The organism is Pseudomonas vranovensis DSM 16006 (genome assembly GCF_000425805.1).
In the GTDB taxonomy this organism is placed as follows: Bacteria; Pseudomonadota; Gammaproteobacteria; order Pseudomonadales; family Pseudomonadaceae; genus Aquipseudomonas; species Aquipseudomonas vranovensis.
The window spans coordinates 304,133-318,356 of sequence record NZ_AUED01000001.1 but is presented as its reverse complement, the minus strand read 5'-3'; the positions used below and the strand labels follow the sequence as shown (position 1 = coordinate 318,356).

The window sequence follows — 14,224 nt, the reverse complement described above, 5'->3', positions numbered from 1 at the left end:
GCCTCACACATCCAGGGCCTGGTTGCAGTGCATCAGCGCCTGCAACAGGTACTTGCGCACCATGCGCTCGGACACTTCCAGACGCTGGGCGATCTGGACCTGGGTCAGTTCGTCGAGGTAGTAGTCGACGAAGGCCTGGCGCACCTTGTCGTTCAGGCCTTCGAGTACAAAGGCGATCTGCTCCAGGGCTTCGAGGGTGGTGAGGATCTGCTCGGGTGACTGATGGCCTTCGAGCACATCGACGGTCAGCGCCAGCTCGCGCAGGTAGGCATCTTCGATGTGCTGGCGGCGGGCCTTGTCGATGATCAACCGGCGCGCGGTGGTGCTGAGGAATGCCCGCGGCTCGCGGATGCCCACCAGCGAATCGCGTGATCCCAGGATACGCAGGAACGTATCGTGGGCGGTGTCGGCGGCATTCTGCGGGCAACGCAGCTTGCGGCGCAGCCAGGTGAACAACCATCCATGATGCTCGTTGTACAGCTCATGGATCGCACGCTGGAAGGTCGGCTCGGCAGCAGACATGGACGCACCTGGAAAAGATGTAAGTGAGAATTGTTCCGAATGGTATCGACACTACGGTCGCCCGGCAACCGTTGAATCGATAGGCGCCTGCCCTTCAGCCCAACTCGCAGCTCCACATCTCCACCGCAGGCTGACTCGCCTGTGGCGGCCCCAGCCAATGGCTCAAGACCAGGCAGCGGCCGTCGATGCACAGGTGATAGTCCCCGGCCTGGGGCGTACGCCCCAGGCGCAGGGGCTGCAACGGCGGCAATTGGCGCTGGTAATGCCAACTGCCGTCGTGCAAGCGGGCATCGTCGGGGATCTCCATGCCAGCGCCCGAGCCCTTCACCCGTGCTTCCCCGAGCAGCAACCCCGAGGGCGCGACGCGATAGTCCTCCTCCCAGCGGACCTTCTCGATGCTGTGGTTCCAGGCCAGGGTGAAGTCGTCCACCAACAACTGGCTCCACACCACCCCGGCCAACCCCATGCACAATCCGATCACGCCAGCGCCACAGCCCTGCGGGTACGCCACAGGTGCTGGCCGAGCAACAGCAGGCCCAAGGCAAAGCCCACCTCATCGGTCATCGGCACCGCCAGAATCAGCAGGCCGCCCACGAGCAGTGCCATTACACGCTCCCACCAGGTCAGATGCCCTCTCAGGTAGCCGATCGACGCCGCGCCCCACAGCCCAATGGCAAACGCTGCCTTGAACACCATGTAGACACTCGCCCACACACTGTCACCCTGCAGCATCAGCGCCGAGTCGTAGACCGCCATGAACGGCACCACGAAACCGGCAGCGGCGATGCGTACCGCCCACAGGCTGATCTTCAGGCCCGACGCCCGGGCGATCGGCGCGGCGGCAAAGCAGGCCAGTGCCACCGGCGGCGTGAGGTCGGCGAGAATGCCGAAGTAGAACACGAACATGTGCGAAACGATCAGCGGAACACCCAGTTCCATCAATGCCGGCGCGGCGATGGAACTGGTGATGATGTAGTTGGGGATGGTCGGGATGCCCATGCCCAATACCAGGCAGGTGAGCATGGTCAGCACCAGAGACAACAGCAAGCTGTCCTCGCCGATAGCCAGGATGTAGCCCGCAAAGGTGGTGGCAATGCCGGTCAGGCTGACGATGCCGATGATCACCCCGACCAGCGCACAGGCGATACCCACTGGTACGGCATGACGAGCGCCTTCCACCAGCGCATTGAGACAGACCCGCAAGGTATCGCGCCCGCCCTTGATGAACCAGCAGACCGCCACCAGGGCAGCGATCACGGCAAAGATCACACTGATGCCCAACTGGAAGAATCCGGCACACAGCACCCCCAGCGCGATCCAGAATGCCACCCGCAAGCCGGTGCTGGACACCTTGAGAATCAGTGCCGAGCCGAGAATGACGATTGCCGTCAGGGCAAGGCCGACCATGCCTGAGAACAACGGCGTGCGGCCGGAGAACAACAGGTACACGAGCACGAACAATGGAATCAGCAGGTACCAACGCTCGCGCACCGCAGCCCAGGCATTGGGGCACTGGTCTTTGGGCAAGCCCTGAAGGTCGGCCTGCTTGGCCGAAAGGTGAACCATCCAGAACACCGAGCCGAAAAACAGCAACGCCGGAATCAGCGCCGCCTTGGCGACTTCGATGTACGGCACGTTGATGGTCTCGGCCATGATGAACGCCACTGCGCCCATCACTGGCGGCATCATCTGGCTGCCCATGCTGGCGGTGGCTTCCACGCCACCGGCAAAGGCCGGCTTGTACCCGGAGCGCTTCATCAACGGAATGGTGAACTGTCCGGTGGTGACCACGTTGGCCACCCCGGAACCGGTGATGGTGCCCATCAGTGCCGAGGACACGACCGAGACCTTGGCCGGGCCACCTACCTTGTGGCCGAACAGGCCCATGGAGAAGTCGGTGAACAGCTTGATCATGCCGGCCTGCTCGAGAAAGGCACCGAACAGGATGAACAGGAAAATGTAGCTGGCCGATACATAGGTCGGAGTGCCGTACAGCCCTTCGGTACCAAACGACAACTGGTTGACGATCTGGTCCAGGCCGTAGCCACGATGCGCCAGGTCGCCCGGCAGGTATTCACCGAACAGTCCGTAGGCAAGGAACAGGCCACAGATGATCGGCAAGGCACTGCCCATGACCCGTCGTGCGGCCTCGAAGACCATGACGATCAGGATCAGCCCAATCACCATGTCGGCCTGGGACAAGTCACCCGAACGCTGGATCAGATCGCCCTCGAACCACCACTGGTACAACGCCGTGCCCAGGCCCAGCAGGCCCAGCAACCAGGCCAGGGGCTGGTACGGACGGGCCTTGCCGAGTGCCGGGTAGCTGAGGAACACCAGCATCAGCAAAAAGCCCACGTGCCCGGCACGCTGCACCTGGCTTGAGAACGGGTGGAAGGCTGCGGTAATTATCTGGAAGGTGGTAAAGGCCAAGGCGACGATAAACAGCGCCTTTGGCCAATTGCCAACGCCGGCCGTCAGGCCTTGTGGTTGTTCACTCATGGATCAGTACCTCGGTGATCACAAACGTGCAACAAGTCGGACCTGGCATGACCAGGCCCGACCAGCGAATACGCGATGGCTTACAGAGCACCTTGCTCTTTGAAGTAGCGCTCGGCGCCGGGGTGCAGGGGAATAGGCAGGTTCTGGGTGGCTGTCTCGAGCGAAATGTCCTTGGCCACAGAATGTGCGGTCGACAGGCGATTGAGGTTGTCGAACATCAACCTGGTCATCTGATAGGCCAGTTCATCGGAGACCTTCTCCTGGCTGACGAGAATATTGGCCACCGCCGCCGTCGGCACATCAGTGTCCTGACCGTCGTAGGTACCGGCCGGGATGGTGCTAGCCTGGTAGGCCGAGTTGCCGATGCTGGCGACGACATCAGCAGGAATGGCGACGAAGCGGATCTTCATGGTCGAGGCCAGGTCGCGGATAGCCGCCATGCCCAGGCCCGCCGACTGCAAGGTGGCATCGAGTTGGCGGTTCTTGATCAACTCGACCGACTCGGCGTAAGGCAAATATTCAACCTTGCCCATGTCTTCATACGAGAGGCCGGCAGCCTTGAAAATGGCCCGGGCATTGAGCTCGGTCCCCGATTTCGGCGCGCCTACCGAAATGCGCTTGCCCTTGAGGTCCTCCAGGGTCTTGATGCCGGACTCTTCACTGGCAACGACCTGGATATAGTTGGGGTAGGTACTGGCAATCGCCCGCAGCTTTTTCAGCGGCTTCTTGAAGCCTGCTTCTTCTTCGCCGTTCCAGGCATCGGCTACCGAATCGGCCAGGGCCAGGGCCAATTCGCCACGGCCTGCCTCCAGCAGATTGAGATTTTCAACCGACGCCTTGGTGGCCTGCACCGATGTCCTGGAACCCTCGATACCTGCGCTATAGGCCTGCGAAAGGCCGACACCAATGGGGTAGTACACCCCGCTGGTACCGCCGGTGAGGATATTGATGAAAGTAGGAGCGGCGAATGCCGCACTGCTGGCGGTGAGGGCCGCTGCGGCAGCAAAAAGGCCCAGGCGCATGCTCGATCGCATAGGGTTGACTCCACTATGGTTTTGTTTTTCGAACCCCGGATTATGGTGACACTTGCCGGGCCCCTCCTTCAGAACCGTCTGAAAAAAACGCCTTACTGGTGGCCCCCTGCCCTCTGTCACATTGGCAAACTCGCTTTCCTTTCAATAGCTTAGGTAGGCATCATGCGGGCTTATGGATTGACCCTCGCAACCGTTTTTCTTGCCACGTTGTCCCTTGGTTCGCACGCCAAGGCACTGGGCCAGAATGATCGCTATGTGTGTAGTTGGGGTTCGGATATAGCCGCTGGCGCGCAACAATCGAAGCTTGCCGGGGTGACCTTGTACTCGGCGCGCAAACGACTACAGGCGCGCAAATTCCCCAAACCCTGGATGCGCATGACCGCCATGGGCATCACCGAGCAGACCTACAACAGCCAGTCACGTCTCAAGCCTGCGGCCATCAAGCAGACCTACTACGAGCAGTGCGTCCACCACGCGGTGGCACGCCGGTAGTCACCCGGGGCGTGTATCATCCTCGACGGACTTTTCACGGACGCTCGATGGATGAAAGCGCTCTACCACGGCAGTTGCTTGTGCGGCGCCGTTACCTACCACATCGACTCGCCGATCAAGGCCGTCAGCCATTGCCATTGCAGCCAGTGCCGCAAAGGCCATGGCGCGGCCTTCGCGTCCTATGGCAGTGTGCCCGGTGCCGACCTGACGTGCCTGGACCCGCAGGGGCTGGTGCGCGTGTACCACTCTTCGCCGACGGTCAGCCGCAGCTTTTGCTCGTGCTGTGGCGCGAACCTGTTCTGGGCTGATGCGGCAGGCGCTTTTCCAGACTGGATCAGTATCGCCCTGGGAACGCTGGACACGCCCTTTGAACCTGCCCGGCAGAAGCATGTGCATATAGGGTCGAAGGTGTGCTGGTGGGTGGAAAGAATGGAATGACCACTCGGTAGCTACTGCCGTCAGGCTGCGATCGAGGGCATTGCAGTCGCAAGCACATGACCGCTTCGCGCCCAATTGCAGCCTGGCGGCAGCGGCTACCCGCGACTGGTCACGTTGGACAACCCGACAAACCCCACCATACTGACTCGTCACTGCAAGCAAGCACGCTAGCAGCCCCTGAATGATCTACACACTCCAAGGAGCTCCCATGGCAGGTTGGTTCGAGTTGGGCACCAGCAGTGACGGCCAGTACCGCTTTGTTCTCAAGGCCGGGAATGGTGAAGTCATCCTCACCAGTGAGTTATACAAAGCCAAGGCCTCTGCCGAAAGCGGCATCGCCTCGGTCCAGGCCAATAGCGGCACTGACGAACGCTATGAGAAAAAGGAGGCCAGCAACGGCAAGTTCCACTTCAACCTCAAGGCGGCCAATCATCAGGTCATCGGCACCAGCCAGTTGTACGCCACCGCGCAATCACGCGACGCGGGCATTGCCTCGGTGAAAATCAATGGCAGCAGCAAGACCGTCAAAGACAACACCTGAGTACAGCGTGTACCGGGACAAGTCCGCACCTACCCGGTAGGAGCGGGCTTGCCCCGCGATACCAGCGTGACCCAGTAACGACTGCGAGCTTGTACAGTGACCGGAAAATTGGCGGCCAGGTAAGCAAGGATCGAATCGGTGTCATGCAGCGGGAACGTGCCACTGACCGTATGCGATTCAAGCGCCGGCTCCCACCGCAAAACCCCCGGACGATAGCGTGAGACCTCGCGCAGAAACTCGCCCAGTGGCACATCCGTGACATTCAGCACACCGTCACGCCAATCCGGTGCGTGCGGGTCAAGACGCCCCATGGCGCCACTGCCATCGGCATACACCGTCAACTGGTCACCGTAATGCAGCGCCAGCGCCATTCCGTGCTTTATCTGCACCTGCACCGTGCCGTACAGCACGGACAGCCGGCAAACCCTGTCATCGCAACGCACGCTGACCTGCGCCTGGCCCACCGTTACCCGAGCCGGCCCGAAGTCGACATGCAAGGGGCGCGCATGGTTGACGCTCAGGGCAAGCTCGCCCTCGATCAGCCTTACGCAATGCTGAGCGAGGTCCAGGTTCACTGCCGTCGCGGTGTTCAATTGCAGCACGCTGCCATCTGCCAGGCGCACACCGCGTCGCTCACCAACCGTCGTGCGCAGATCGGCGCTCCATGCGGCCAGCGGCAATTGCCAGCCCAGCAACCCACTGCCCGGCACCGCAACGGCCAAGGCCAGCCCGTACTTGAGCATGGTGCGACGGCTGGCCTGTGTGCTCCCTGCCACGTTCATGACCAACCCCTGTGGCACGAATAAAGCCGCAGATGCTAATTGGCCATCACCTGATCGGCCAGCACTTTCTGCATGTGTGCGCCACCTTTACCGCGTGGACTGAAACCGCGCGCACTGCCCCTCCAGCCGATAACGCACTGTCACCAGTTGCCCGCTCGTGTCTTCGTAGGTAATCAGCATCGGCGCCGCTTCACAGCCGCGGGCCTGTGGGGTCTGCTCGATCAAGCGGGCTACATCCATGGAAGTGCCAACGCGATAGTCCTGAACAACCGGGACGGGTTTTCCGATGCTTGCTGCATAGGCCTGCACTGCCTGCTCATGGGCAACCAGACGCGCATCCTTCACTTCTGGTGCCGAGGCCAGCGCGTTTTGGCCGGCCAGCAGCAACACCACCGCCGCCACCAAACCTTGCTTGCGCTTCATTTCGGCTTACCTCGCTCGTAGTGGCTCGATTTGCCAAGCCAAACACTCCTGAGCTTACGCCCGCAATGACAGACCGGCTACAAGGCGACACCCAGTGCATTGCGCAGCGCTGCGCCCCGGCTGTCGGAGGCCGCGCTGATCAACGCGTAGTTGTAGTCACCCTGGGACCAATAGCGAGCCTGCAGTTGTCCGTCGATGCGCTCGCCGCTGGGCATGCGCCCATAGTGCTCGCCGGGTGAACGCAGAAACAGGCTGACCCGCTGGCCGTGGGCATCTTCAAACACCAGCAAGGCGGCCGGGCCCTGCTCGTTGCTCAACAGCCGTGCCCCTAACGGGGTGAAGCCATAGACGGAAAAATCCGGCAGGTTGCCGACGTGCTTGAAATGCTCGCCCAGCCAGGCCTGCAGGCGAGCCGGGTCGCGGGCGCTGAGATCCAGGGCGCTGGCACCGGCGAACAACCGGTGCGCCTGCACGGCATCGGCCATGGGCGGGTTGCCAGCCAGCAGGCTCGACTCGCGTACGTGCCAACCGCCCAAGCCGCCAATCCCCAGCGTCACCAGCAAGACAGCGGCATTGGCCCAACGCCGCTGGCGCTTGCGGCGCAGTTCACGACGAATCGCCGCAGGTTCCAGTCGCGGGTTGGGGGCTCGCCCGGCAAGACCGGACAAGGCTACGCGCAAGTGCCGGGCATCGTTGCGCCAGCCTTCGACCCGGGCCGCCTGCTCGGGGTTGGCCGCCAGGTAACGCTCCACGGTGCGCCGACGCTCGCGGTCCAGGCGCTCGTCGACATAGGCATGCAACTCTTCTTCAGAAGGGATCAACTGACTCATTTCAACCTCCGCAACGCCGGGGGCGGTGTATTGCCCTCGGCCAGTTCGCGCAACGCCGTGCGCGCCCGCGACAATCGCGACATCACCGTACCGATGGGCACCTGCAACGCCTGGGCAGCCTCCTTGTAGCTCAGCCCCTCGACGCTGATCAACAGCAGCAAGGCCCGCTGCTCGGTGGGCAGGCGAGCGAAGGCGGCGAGGCCCGACTGGGCCAGGACGATGTCTTCGGTGGCATTGCCCGCCTCCTCCCCCCGCCCGAACCAGGCCAGCCAGCGGGCATGACGACGTTCCCGGCGCTTGCCATCGATGAATTGCCGATACAGGATCGAGAACAGCCAGGCCCTGAGGCTGCCGTCCTCACGTTGCTGGCCACGATGGGTCAAGGCGCGCTCGACCGTGGCCTGAACCAGGTCGTCGGCGCTGCTGGCTTCACGGGTCAGCCACAAGGCAAAGCGGCGCAGCCTCTCGAGCATCTCGCGCAGTTGGTCGTCGTCCAGGTCGTTCATGTGCTGAGCCTTGGCCTGTAGGTGCGGCGGTGCGACTTGCCCCGCGATAAAATTTCAAGAAAGACGCCGGAGAAAGCAATTTATTCCCTGGCGCCGGAATAAATCCCCGCCCCCAACGTCGTACCGGCTCATTCATTGACCCGGATTGTTCCCATGAACACACCGTTACGCGGTACACCTCGCGCCTTGCGCCTGGCAGCCATCGGTGTCGGGCTGGCGGCCCTCGGCGCAGCCTTTGCTTACGCCGCCGGCTGGATCGGCGCCGAGCGACTGACCCCGCAACGCATCATCGACACCTTTGAAGCCCAGGGTGGCCACTTCCCCGGCTACCGTAAAAACCACGCCAAGGGCCTCTGCGTCAGTGGCTACTTCCAGAGCAGCGGCCTGGCCGAACCACTGTCCCGCGCCCGGGTGTTCAACCAGGCGAAGGTGCCGGTGATCGGGCGCTTCGCCATCGGCGGCAGCAACCCCTACAGCCCAGACACCAGTGTGCCAGTGCGCAGCCTGGCGTTGCAGTTCAGCAGTGATGACGGCCAGCAGTGGCGTACCGGCATGAACACCCCGCCGGTACTGCCGGTGAATACCCCCGAAGCCTTCTACCAGCAAATCCTGTCCATGAAGCCGGACCCCGCCACCGGAAAGCCGGACCCGGCCCGGATCCAGGCATTCTTTGCCGCTCACCCGGAGAGTGCGGCCTTTCGCCAATGGGCCAAGGACTACAAGGCACCTGACAGCTTCGCCAACTCAAGCTACAACAGCATCAATGCCTTTGCCTTGGTCAACGGCAGTGGTACGCGCCAGTTCGTGCGCTGGAGCCTGATACCGCAAACGCCGTTCGCGGCCCTGCAAAGCCCGATCGACGACCGCGACTACCTGCAGCACGACCTGCATCAGCGCCTGAGCGAGGGCGCATTGCGCTGGACCTTGCGCCTGGCCCTGGCCGAACCTGGCGATCCGGTCGATGACCCGTCGCAGCCCTGGCCGGCCCAACGCCGTAGCATCGATGCGGGCACCCTGGTGATCGAACAGGTGGACGGTCCCGAGCAAGGCGCCTGTCGCGACCTCAACTTCGACCCATTGATCCTGCCCTCGGGCATCGAACCCTCGGACGACCCGATCCTCGCGGCGCGCTCATCCGCCTACGCCGTGTCGTTCAACCGCCGCAGTCGCGAAGCCGGCCACCAGGAAGCACAACCATGAACGCCTCCTCACCCTCTGTCTTTCACCCCCTGGCAAGGCTGCTGCACTGGCTGATGGCGCTGCTGATCCTGGCGATGTTATTCGTCGGGGTGAGCATGGTCGTCGACCTGTCACCCCGCCACACCATGCTGATCAGCCTGCACAAAGCCATTGGCCTGGCCTTGCTGATACTGGTCGTGGTCCGTATTGCCATGCGCCTGACCTTGCCCCACCCTCCGCTGCCCCGCGATTTGCCGCCCTGGCAGCGCCTGGCCGCCGGCGCCTCGCACCTGGTGTTGTATGCCTTGATGCTAGCCATGCCACTGATCGGTTGGGGCATGCTGTCGGCCGGTGGCTACCCTCTGCCGCTGCACTTGCCGGCCCTGGTGCCGCACGACCTGCAGCTGTATGCCGTGTTGCGCCGAGCCCATGGCTGGCTGGCCTATGGGCTGTTCGCCACGGTGCTGGTACACCTGGGCGCGGCATTGGTCCACGCCCTGGTACGCCGCGACGGTGTGATGCGCAGTATGTGGCCCGGGCCGGTTCGGCCCGATCAGTGAGCCGTCCATGACCGGTATTGTCGGCCAGCCTTTTACGGCACAATGCCCGGCCCGCCTTCACTGCCTTGGATAGCCCATGAACGCCGCACAGGACCCTGCCCAACCCGATACAGCCCAAGCCACCTTCGACCTGCGCCCGCTGCTGATCGCCAACATGGCCTGCACCATGGCGATGATGGCGTTCGTCGCGCTGATCGGCCCCATCGCGCGCACTTTGGGGCTGGCCACCTGGCAGGCGGGGGCCGCGGTCACGGTGGCGGGGGTGATCTGGATGCTGCTGGCCAGGCCCTGGGGCCAGGCCAGTGATCGCCTGGGCCGACGCCGCGTGCTGCTGCTCGGCACGGCCGGCTTCACCCTCGCCTACTGGGCCTTGTGCCTGTTCATCGATACCGCCCTGCATCTGCTGCCCAGTGCCGCGCTGGCCTTCGCCGGCCTGGTGATCGGCCGCGGCCTGATCGGCGCGTTCTATGCGGCCCTGCCGGTTGCGGGTGCGGCGCTGATTGCCGACAACATTGCTCCGCAGTACCGCGCCCGAACCCTGGCGTCACTGGGTGCGGCCAACGCCGTGGGCCTGGTGATCGGTCCGGCCCTGGCGGCGCTGCTGGCACGCTACAGCCTGAGCCTGCCGTTCTATGCCATGGCGATCCTGCCGATGCTGGCGTTCCTGGTGTTGCTACTCAAGCTCAAGCGCCAGGAACTGCACCTCAAGCAACCACCGCGCCCGGTACGTCTGACCGACCCGCGCCTGCGCCGACCGCTGCTGGTGGCGTTCGTGGCCATGATCAGCGTGTCGGTGGCGCAGATCACCGTCGGTTTCTTTGCCCTCGATCGCCTGGGAATGGGCCCGGCAGAAGCGGCGCAAACCGCTGGCATTGCCCTGACCATGGTCGGTGTGGCGTTGATCGTGGCGCAATTGTTGGTGCGCAAGCTGCAGTGGCCCCCGCTGCGAATGATCGCCGTCGGCGCCAGTATTGCCGCCGTGGGCTTTGCCACTGCCGCCTTTGCTACCAGTGCGACCCTGCTGTCGGCGTGCTTTTTTGTTTCAGCCTGCGGCATGGGCTGGGTGTTCCCGGCGTTCTCGGCGCTGGCGGCCAATGCAATGGACGCCTCCGAACAGGGTGCCACGGCCGGGTCCATCGGCGCTGCGCAAGGCCTGGGCGTGGTCGTAGGGCCACTGGCCGGCACTCTGATCTATGCCGTCGACCCCCGCCTGCCGTACCTGATCGTCGCCGCGTTGTTGCTGATGATCGGCCTGTGGCCGCATCCGCGCCCGGCATCCGTACAAGCGGGCCGCTAATAGGTGACGGAATGTGCTTTAATGCTTCGCCCAAAATTTTCAACTTATAAGGCGGCTATGGACACGGGGACACGACTCAAACTGGTGCGTGAACGCAACAAACTCTCCCAGCGGGAGCTGGCCCGTCGCAGCGGGTTGACCAACTCGACAATTTCCCAGATCGAGCAGAACCGCGTCAGCCCCTCGGTCAGTTCCCTGAAAAAACTGCTCGAAGGCATTCCCATGTCCCTGGCGGAGTTCTTCAGCTTCGACGAGCCGCCACGCGAGGAACGTTTCGTCTTCCGCTCCACCGAACAGCCCGACCTTGGCAACAGCGGCCTGCGCCTGCTGCTGGTCGGCGCCAGTGTCGAGGGCCGGCAGATGCGCATGCTGCGCGAGCTTTACGCCCCCGGTGCAGACTCCGGCGATGAGCCGATCGTGCATGCCGAAGGTGAAGAGTGCGGCCTGGTCACCCGTGGCACCATCGAGCTGCGCGTCGATGGCCAGGTCAGCATTCTCAACTCCGGTGACGGCTACTACTTCCCCACCACCCTGCCCCACAGCTTCAAGAACATCGGCCCCGACGAAGCCGAGATCATCAGCGCCAACACCCCGGCGAACTTCTGACAGGGGGGCTTGCTCCCGCCTGGCGACAGCCTGCGATCGACCGCTCAGCGGTCGTGGCTCAGGTCGCTCGCTCCTGCTCCCAGCAGTTGCTGGATCATGGCCATCGCCCAGCAATTGACCCATGCCATCGGCGGTACCCTGACCCTCAACAACCGACCGGGAGGCGGGCTGTGCGCGCAGGTGGATCTGCCGTCGCAACGACCGTAGCGGCAGCGACTATTGCGCGGGCAACACTGCCGCCTTGTTCACGTCCTTGAGCAGGAACACCACGAACTTCGCCGGTTTGCTCTGGCTGGCGTTGCGCCCCACCGTGTGGATGTCGGCCGGGCCTTCATGAAAGCTCTGCCCAGGCATGAGGGTAACCTCCTTGCCCCCCTTCACGCCCATCACCACCGACCCTTCCAGCACATAGACAAATCCGTGGGCATCATGGCGATGCACGGGGTCGGCGCCACCTGGTGGGTACTCGACCTCCAGGATCAATACTTCCTTGCCCGGATAGTCGGGCAGCGCCTGGGTCATCACCGGCTTGACGCTGGGCGGTGGCGCAGTGGGTGTCTGGGCATGGACGCTGATGACGGCCATCAAGGGGAAAAGCATGAACAAAGACTGGATGCGCATGTCGCTCTCCTGGTCCGGTGTATCAATGTTGGACAGCGGTGGTTTTCAGCCAGGTCTGGAAGTGAATGGCGCCCAGGCGCGCACCGGCGTCGGGCGTCAACGAGCGGTCGTCGATGGGGGCGCCGAAGTAAGTGGCCTGGGGGTCGGCGATGACTTCGCGAGGGTCCTGGTTGTACTGCAGGTAGCTGCGCACAAATTCCACCAGCGGCAAGCGCTCGGGGCCGGCGACTTCCAGCGTGCGGTTGGCCGGGGCCTGCTCGGCACTGTCGGCCAGGGCCTGAGCAACGTCGGCCGATGCCACCGGCTGCAAGGCAGCGTCGGTCAAGCGCACCCGGTTGCCCTCAGCGCCAGAGTAGGCAATGCCCGCCATGAACTCGAAGAATTGTGTGGCGCGCAAAATGGTGTACGGCACCCCCGACTGCTTGATCAGTTCTTCCTGGGCCATCTTGGCGCGAAAGTAGCCGCTGTCGAGCATGCGTTCGGTACCCACCACCGACAGCGCAATGTGGTGGCCCACGCCCGCGGCCTTCTCAGCGGCAAACAGGTTGCGCCCGCAGGTTTCAAAGAACGACAGCGCCGCGGCATCTTCGAATGACGGGGAGTTGGATACATCGACCACCACCTCGGCACCCTGCAGCGCCGGGCCCAGGCCTTCGCCGGTGAGAGCATCGACGCCGGTTCTGGGAGAAGCGGCCAGCACAACATGGCCCTTCGCCCGCAAGTTGTTGCACAACTGGGCACCGATCAGACCGGTGCCCCCGATCACGACGACTTTCATGGCCGACTCTCCCACGGTTGGTTAGTAGCAACCCTTCATCGTAGTTCGTCGTACAACCGGGGGCGTGGCAGCGGATCAGTGGTTGTCGTGCAGTTGCCACTCGGCGCTCTGGGCGAAAAACGCTTGCGCGTTGTCTTCCAGGCTTTCCAGGTGATAGCCGCCCTCCTGCACGATCAGGCACGGCAGGCCCAGGCTGCGAATTCGCTCGCCCAGGAGGGCGAAACCTTCGCGGGTGACGGCAACCTTGCTTTGCGGGTCCAGTTCGAAGATGTCGAAGCCCAGCGACAGCACCAGCACCTGCGCGTCAAAGTCCTTCACTGCGGCCAGGGCCAGGTCCAGGTACGCGAGAAAATCCGCCTCGCTGGCACCGTGGACCATGGGCAGGTTCAGGTTGTAGCCCTCCCCGGCGCCGCTGCCGCGTTCATCGGCAAAGCCAGCCACACCTGGGTAGAAGTTGGTGGGGTCGCCATGCACCGAGACGTACAGCACATCATCCCGGGCGTAGAAAATCTCCTGGATACCCTGGCCGTGGTGCATGTCGGTGTCGAGTACCGCCACTCGCTCGAAGCGCTCGCGCAGCACCTGGGCGGCAATGGCGGCGTTGTTCAGGTAGCAGAAACCACCGGCAGCTTCGGCACGGGCGTGATGGCCCGGTGGCCGGCACAGGGCATAGGCAGCCGGCTCGCCATCGAGCAGCGCCCTGGCCCCGGCCACCGCGCTTTGTGCCGACCAGTAGGCCGAGCGCCAGGTCAGCTCGCCCACCGGGCAGCTGCCGTCGGCCAGATAACAGGCCGCCTGGGCAAGGATGCCGCGCAGTGCGTTGGGTTCGCGCACGAAGATGTTCGACATCACTTCATCGCCCCAGTCTTCGGGTACTTCCTTCCAGCGTCGATGGGCCTCTTCAAGGAACGTCAGGTACGGCGCACCGTGTACCGCCAGAAGCGGCTGCAGGCCGCCATCCGTGGGCTCGACGATCTCGAAGCCCAGGCGCTTGGCCGCCTGCAGCAGGTGCCGAGCACGCTCGGGCACTTCCTGAGGCGTGCGCATCTGGCCGCGGGAATAGTAGCTGCGCGGGTGGTGCAGCAGCTGTTCGGGGTGAAAGTAGCAACGCAT

Annotated in this window: 18 protein-coding genes; 7 read left to right on the top strand and 11 right to left on the bottom strand. The window is 63.5% G+C overall.

The genetic code is table 11. The features are described from left to right. Nucleotides 1-3: 3 nt before the first annotated feature. The 4 genes from H621_RS0101690 to H621_RS0101675 all read right to left on the bottom strand — a co-directional run bounded on the left by H621_RS0101690 (nucleotide 4) and on the right by H621_RS0101675 (nucleotide 4,058). Nucleotides 4-522, bottom strand: coding sequence for a sigma-70 family RNA polymerase sigma factor (locus H621_RS0101690; protein ID WP_028941701.1), 519 nt, complete (start codon nucleotides 520-522; stop codon nucleotides 4-6). Between the two features lie 94 nt (nucleotides 523-616). Continuing rightward, nucleotides 617-1,003, bottom strand: coding sequence for a DUF1850 domain-containing protein (locus H621_RS0101685; protein ID WP_028941700.1), 387 nt, complete (start codon nucleotides 1,001-1,003; stop codon nucleotides 617-619). Then, the gene (locus H621_RS0101680) at nucleotides 1,000-3,024 is read right to left on the bottom strand and encodes a TRAP transporter permease (RefSeq protein ID WP_028941699.1); all 2,025 of its coding nucleotides are present in this window, start codon (nucleotides 3,022-3,024) and stop codon (nucleotides 1,000-1,002) included. Before H621_RS0101680 ends, H621_RS0101685 begins: the two co-directional genes overlap by 4 nt. A gap of 80 nt (nucleotides 3,025-3,104) precedes the next feature. Beyond that, entirely contained in the window at nucleotides 3,105-4,058 is a 954-nt protein-coding gene (locus H621_RS0101675; RefSeq protein WP_028941698.1) for a TAXI family TRAP transporter solute-binding subunit, read from the bottom strand. Nucleotides 4,059-4,220: 162 nt separating this feature from the next. On the opposite strand from H621_RS0101675, the gene H621_RS0101670 reads away from it, so the two are divergent. The 3 genes from H621_RS0101670 (at nucleotide 4,221) to H621_RS0101660 (ending at nucleotide 5,529) form a co-directional block, all read left to right on the top strand. After that, nucleotides 4,221-4,550, top strand: a complete 330-nt coding sequence (locus H621_RS0101670) for a hypothetical protein (protein ID WP_028941697.1) — start codon at nucleotides 4,221-4,223, stop codon at nucleotides 4,548-4,550. Nucleotides 4,551-4,601: 51 nt separating this feature from the next. Beyond that, the gene (locus tag H621_RS0101665; protein WP_028941696.1) at nucleotides 4,602-4,988 is read left to right on the top strand and encodes a GFA family protein; all 387 of its coding nucleotides are present in this window, start codon (nucleotides 4,602-4,604) and stop codon (nucleotides 4,986-4,988) included. Nucleotides 4,989-5,196: 208 nt separating this feature from the next. Further along, on the top strand, nucleotides 5,197-5,529 hold the full coding sequence (locus tag H621_RS0101660; protein ID WP_028941695.1) for a YegP family protein: 333 nt from the start codon (nucleotides 5,197-5,199) through the stop codon (nucleotides 5,527-5,529). A gap of 29 nt (nucleotides 5,530-5,558) precedes the next feature. On the opposite strand, the gene H621_RS26800 is transcribed toward H621_RS0101660, so the two are convergent. From H621_RS26800 to H621_RS26795, 4 genes are all read right to left on the bottom strand, one after another. Further along, a complete protein-coding gene (locus tag H621_RS26800; protein ID WP_051270372.1) occupies nucleotides 5,559-6,311 on the bottom strand; it encodes a FecR domain-containing protein in 753 nt (250 codons plus the stop codon). An 87-nt stretch (nucleotides 6,312-6,398) separates the two neighbouring features. Next, complete coding sequence (locus H621_RS0101650) at nucleotides 6,399-6,734, bottom strand: DUF2790 domain-containing protein (RefSeq protein WP_028941694.1); 336 nt, start codon at nucleotides 6,732-6,734, stop codon at nucleotides 6,399-6,401. A 77-nt stretch (nucleotides 6,735-6,811) separates the two neighbouring features. Then, nucleotides 6,812-7,564, bottom strand: a complete 753-nt coding sequence (locus tag H621_RS0101645; RefSeq protein WP_028941693.1) for an anti-sigma factor family protein — start codon at nucleotides 7,562-7,564, stop codon at nucleotides 6,812-6,814. Continuing rightward, nucleotides 7,561-8,070, bottom strand: coding sequence for a sigma-70 family RNA polymerase sigma factor (locus H621_RS26795; protein WP_036989297.1), 510 nt, complete (start codon nucleotides 8,068-8,070; stop codon nucleotides 7,561-7,563). Before H621_RS26795 ends, H621_RS0101645 begins: the two co-directional genes overlap by 4 nt. Nucleotides 8,071-8,223: 153 nt before the next feature. On the opposite strand from H621_RS26795, the gene H621_RS0101630 reads away from it, so the two are divergent. From H621_RS0101630 to H621_RS0101615, 4 genes are all read left to right on the top strand, one after another. Then, entirely contained in the window at nucleotides 8,224-9,270 is a 1,047-nt protein-coding gene (locus H621_RS0101630; RefSeq protein ID WP_028941691.1) for a catalase family peroxidase, read from the top strand. Then, nucleotides 9,267-9,809, top strand: coding sequence for a cytochrome b (locus H621_RS0101625; RefSeq protein ID WP_028941690.1), 543 nt, complete (start codon nucleotides 9,267-9,269; stop codon nucleotides 9,807-9,809). Before H621_RS0101630 ends, H621_RS0101625 begins: the two co-directional genes overlap by 4 nt. A 76-nt stretch (nucleotides 9,810-9,885) precedes the next feature. Continuing rightward, nucleotides 9,886-11,106 carry an MFS transporter gene (locus H621_RS0101620; protein WP_028941689.1) on the top strand — a complete coding sequence of 407 codons (1,221 nt, stop codon included), beginning with the start codon at nucleotides 9,886-9,888 and terminating at the stop codon, nucleotides 11,104-11,106. A 57-nt stretch (nucleotides 11,107-11,163) separates the two neighbouring features. Next, the gene (locus H621_RS0101615) at nucleotides 11,164-11,712 is read left to right on the top strand and encodes a cupin domain-containing protein (RefSeq protein ID WP_028941688.1); all 549 of its coding nucleotides are present in this window, start codon (nucleotides 11,164-11,166) and stop codon (nucleotides 11,710-11,712) included. A gap of 216 nt (nucleotides 11,713-11,928) precedes the next feature. Here the strand turns inward: H621_RS0101615 and H621_RS0101605 are convergent, their stop codons facing one another. The 3 genes from H621_RS0101605 to H621_RS0101595 all read right to left on the bottom strand — a co-directional run bounded on the left by H621_RS0101605 (nucleotide 11,929) and on the right by H621_RS0101595 (nucleotide 14,224). Further along, nucleotides 11,929-12,333 carry a cupin domain-containing protein gene (locus H621_RS0101605; protein ID WP_028941687.1) on the bottom strand — a complete coding sequence of 135 codons (405 nt, stop codon included), beginning with the start codon at nucleotides 12,331-12,333 and terminating at the stop codon, nucleotides 11,929-11,931. Nucleotides 12,334-12,355: 22 nt separating this feature from the next. Then, nucleotides 12,356-13,111, bottom strand: a complete 756-nt coding sequence (locus H621_RS0101600; protein ID WP_028941686.1) for an SDR family oxidoreductase — start codon at nucleotides 13,109-13,111, stop codon at nucleotides 12,356-12,358. A gap of 75 nt (nucleotides 13,112-13,186) precedes the next feature. Beyond that, on the bottom strand, nucleotides 13,187-14,224 hold the full coding sequence (locus H621_RS0101595) for a histone deacetylase family protein (RefSeq protein ID WP_028941685.1): 1,038 nt from the start codon (nucleotides 14,222-14,224) through the stop codon (nucleotides 13,187-13,189).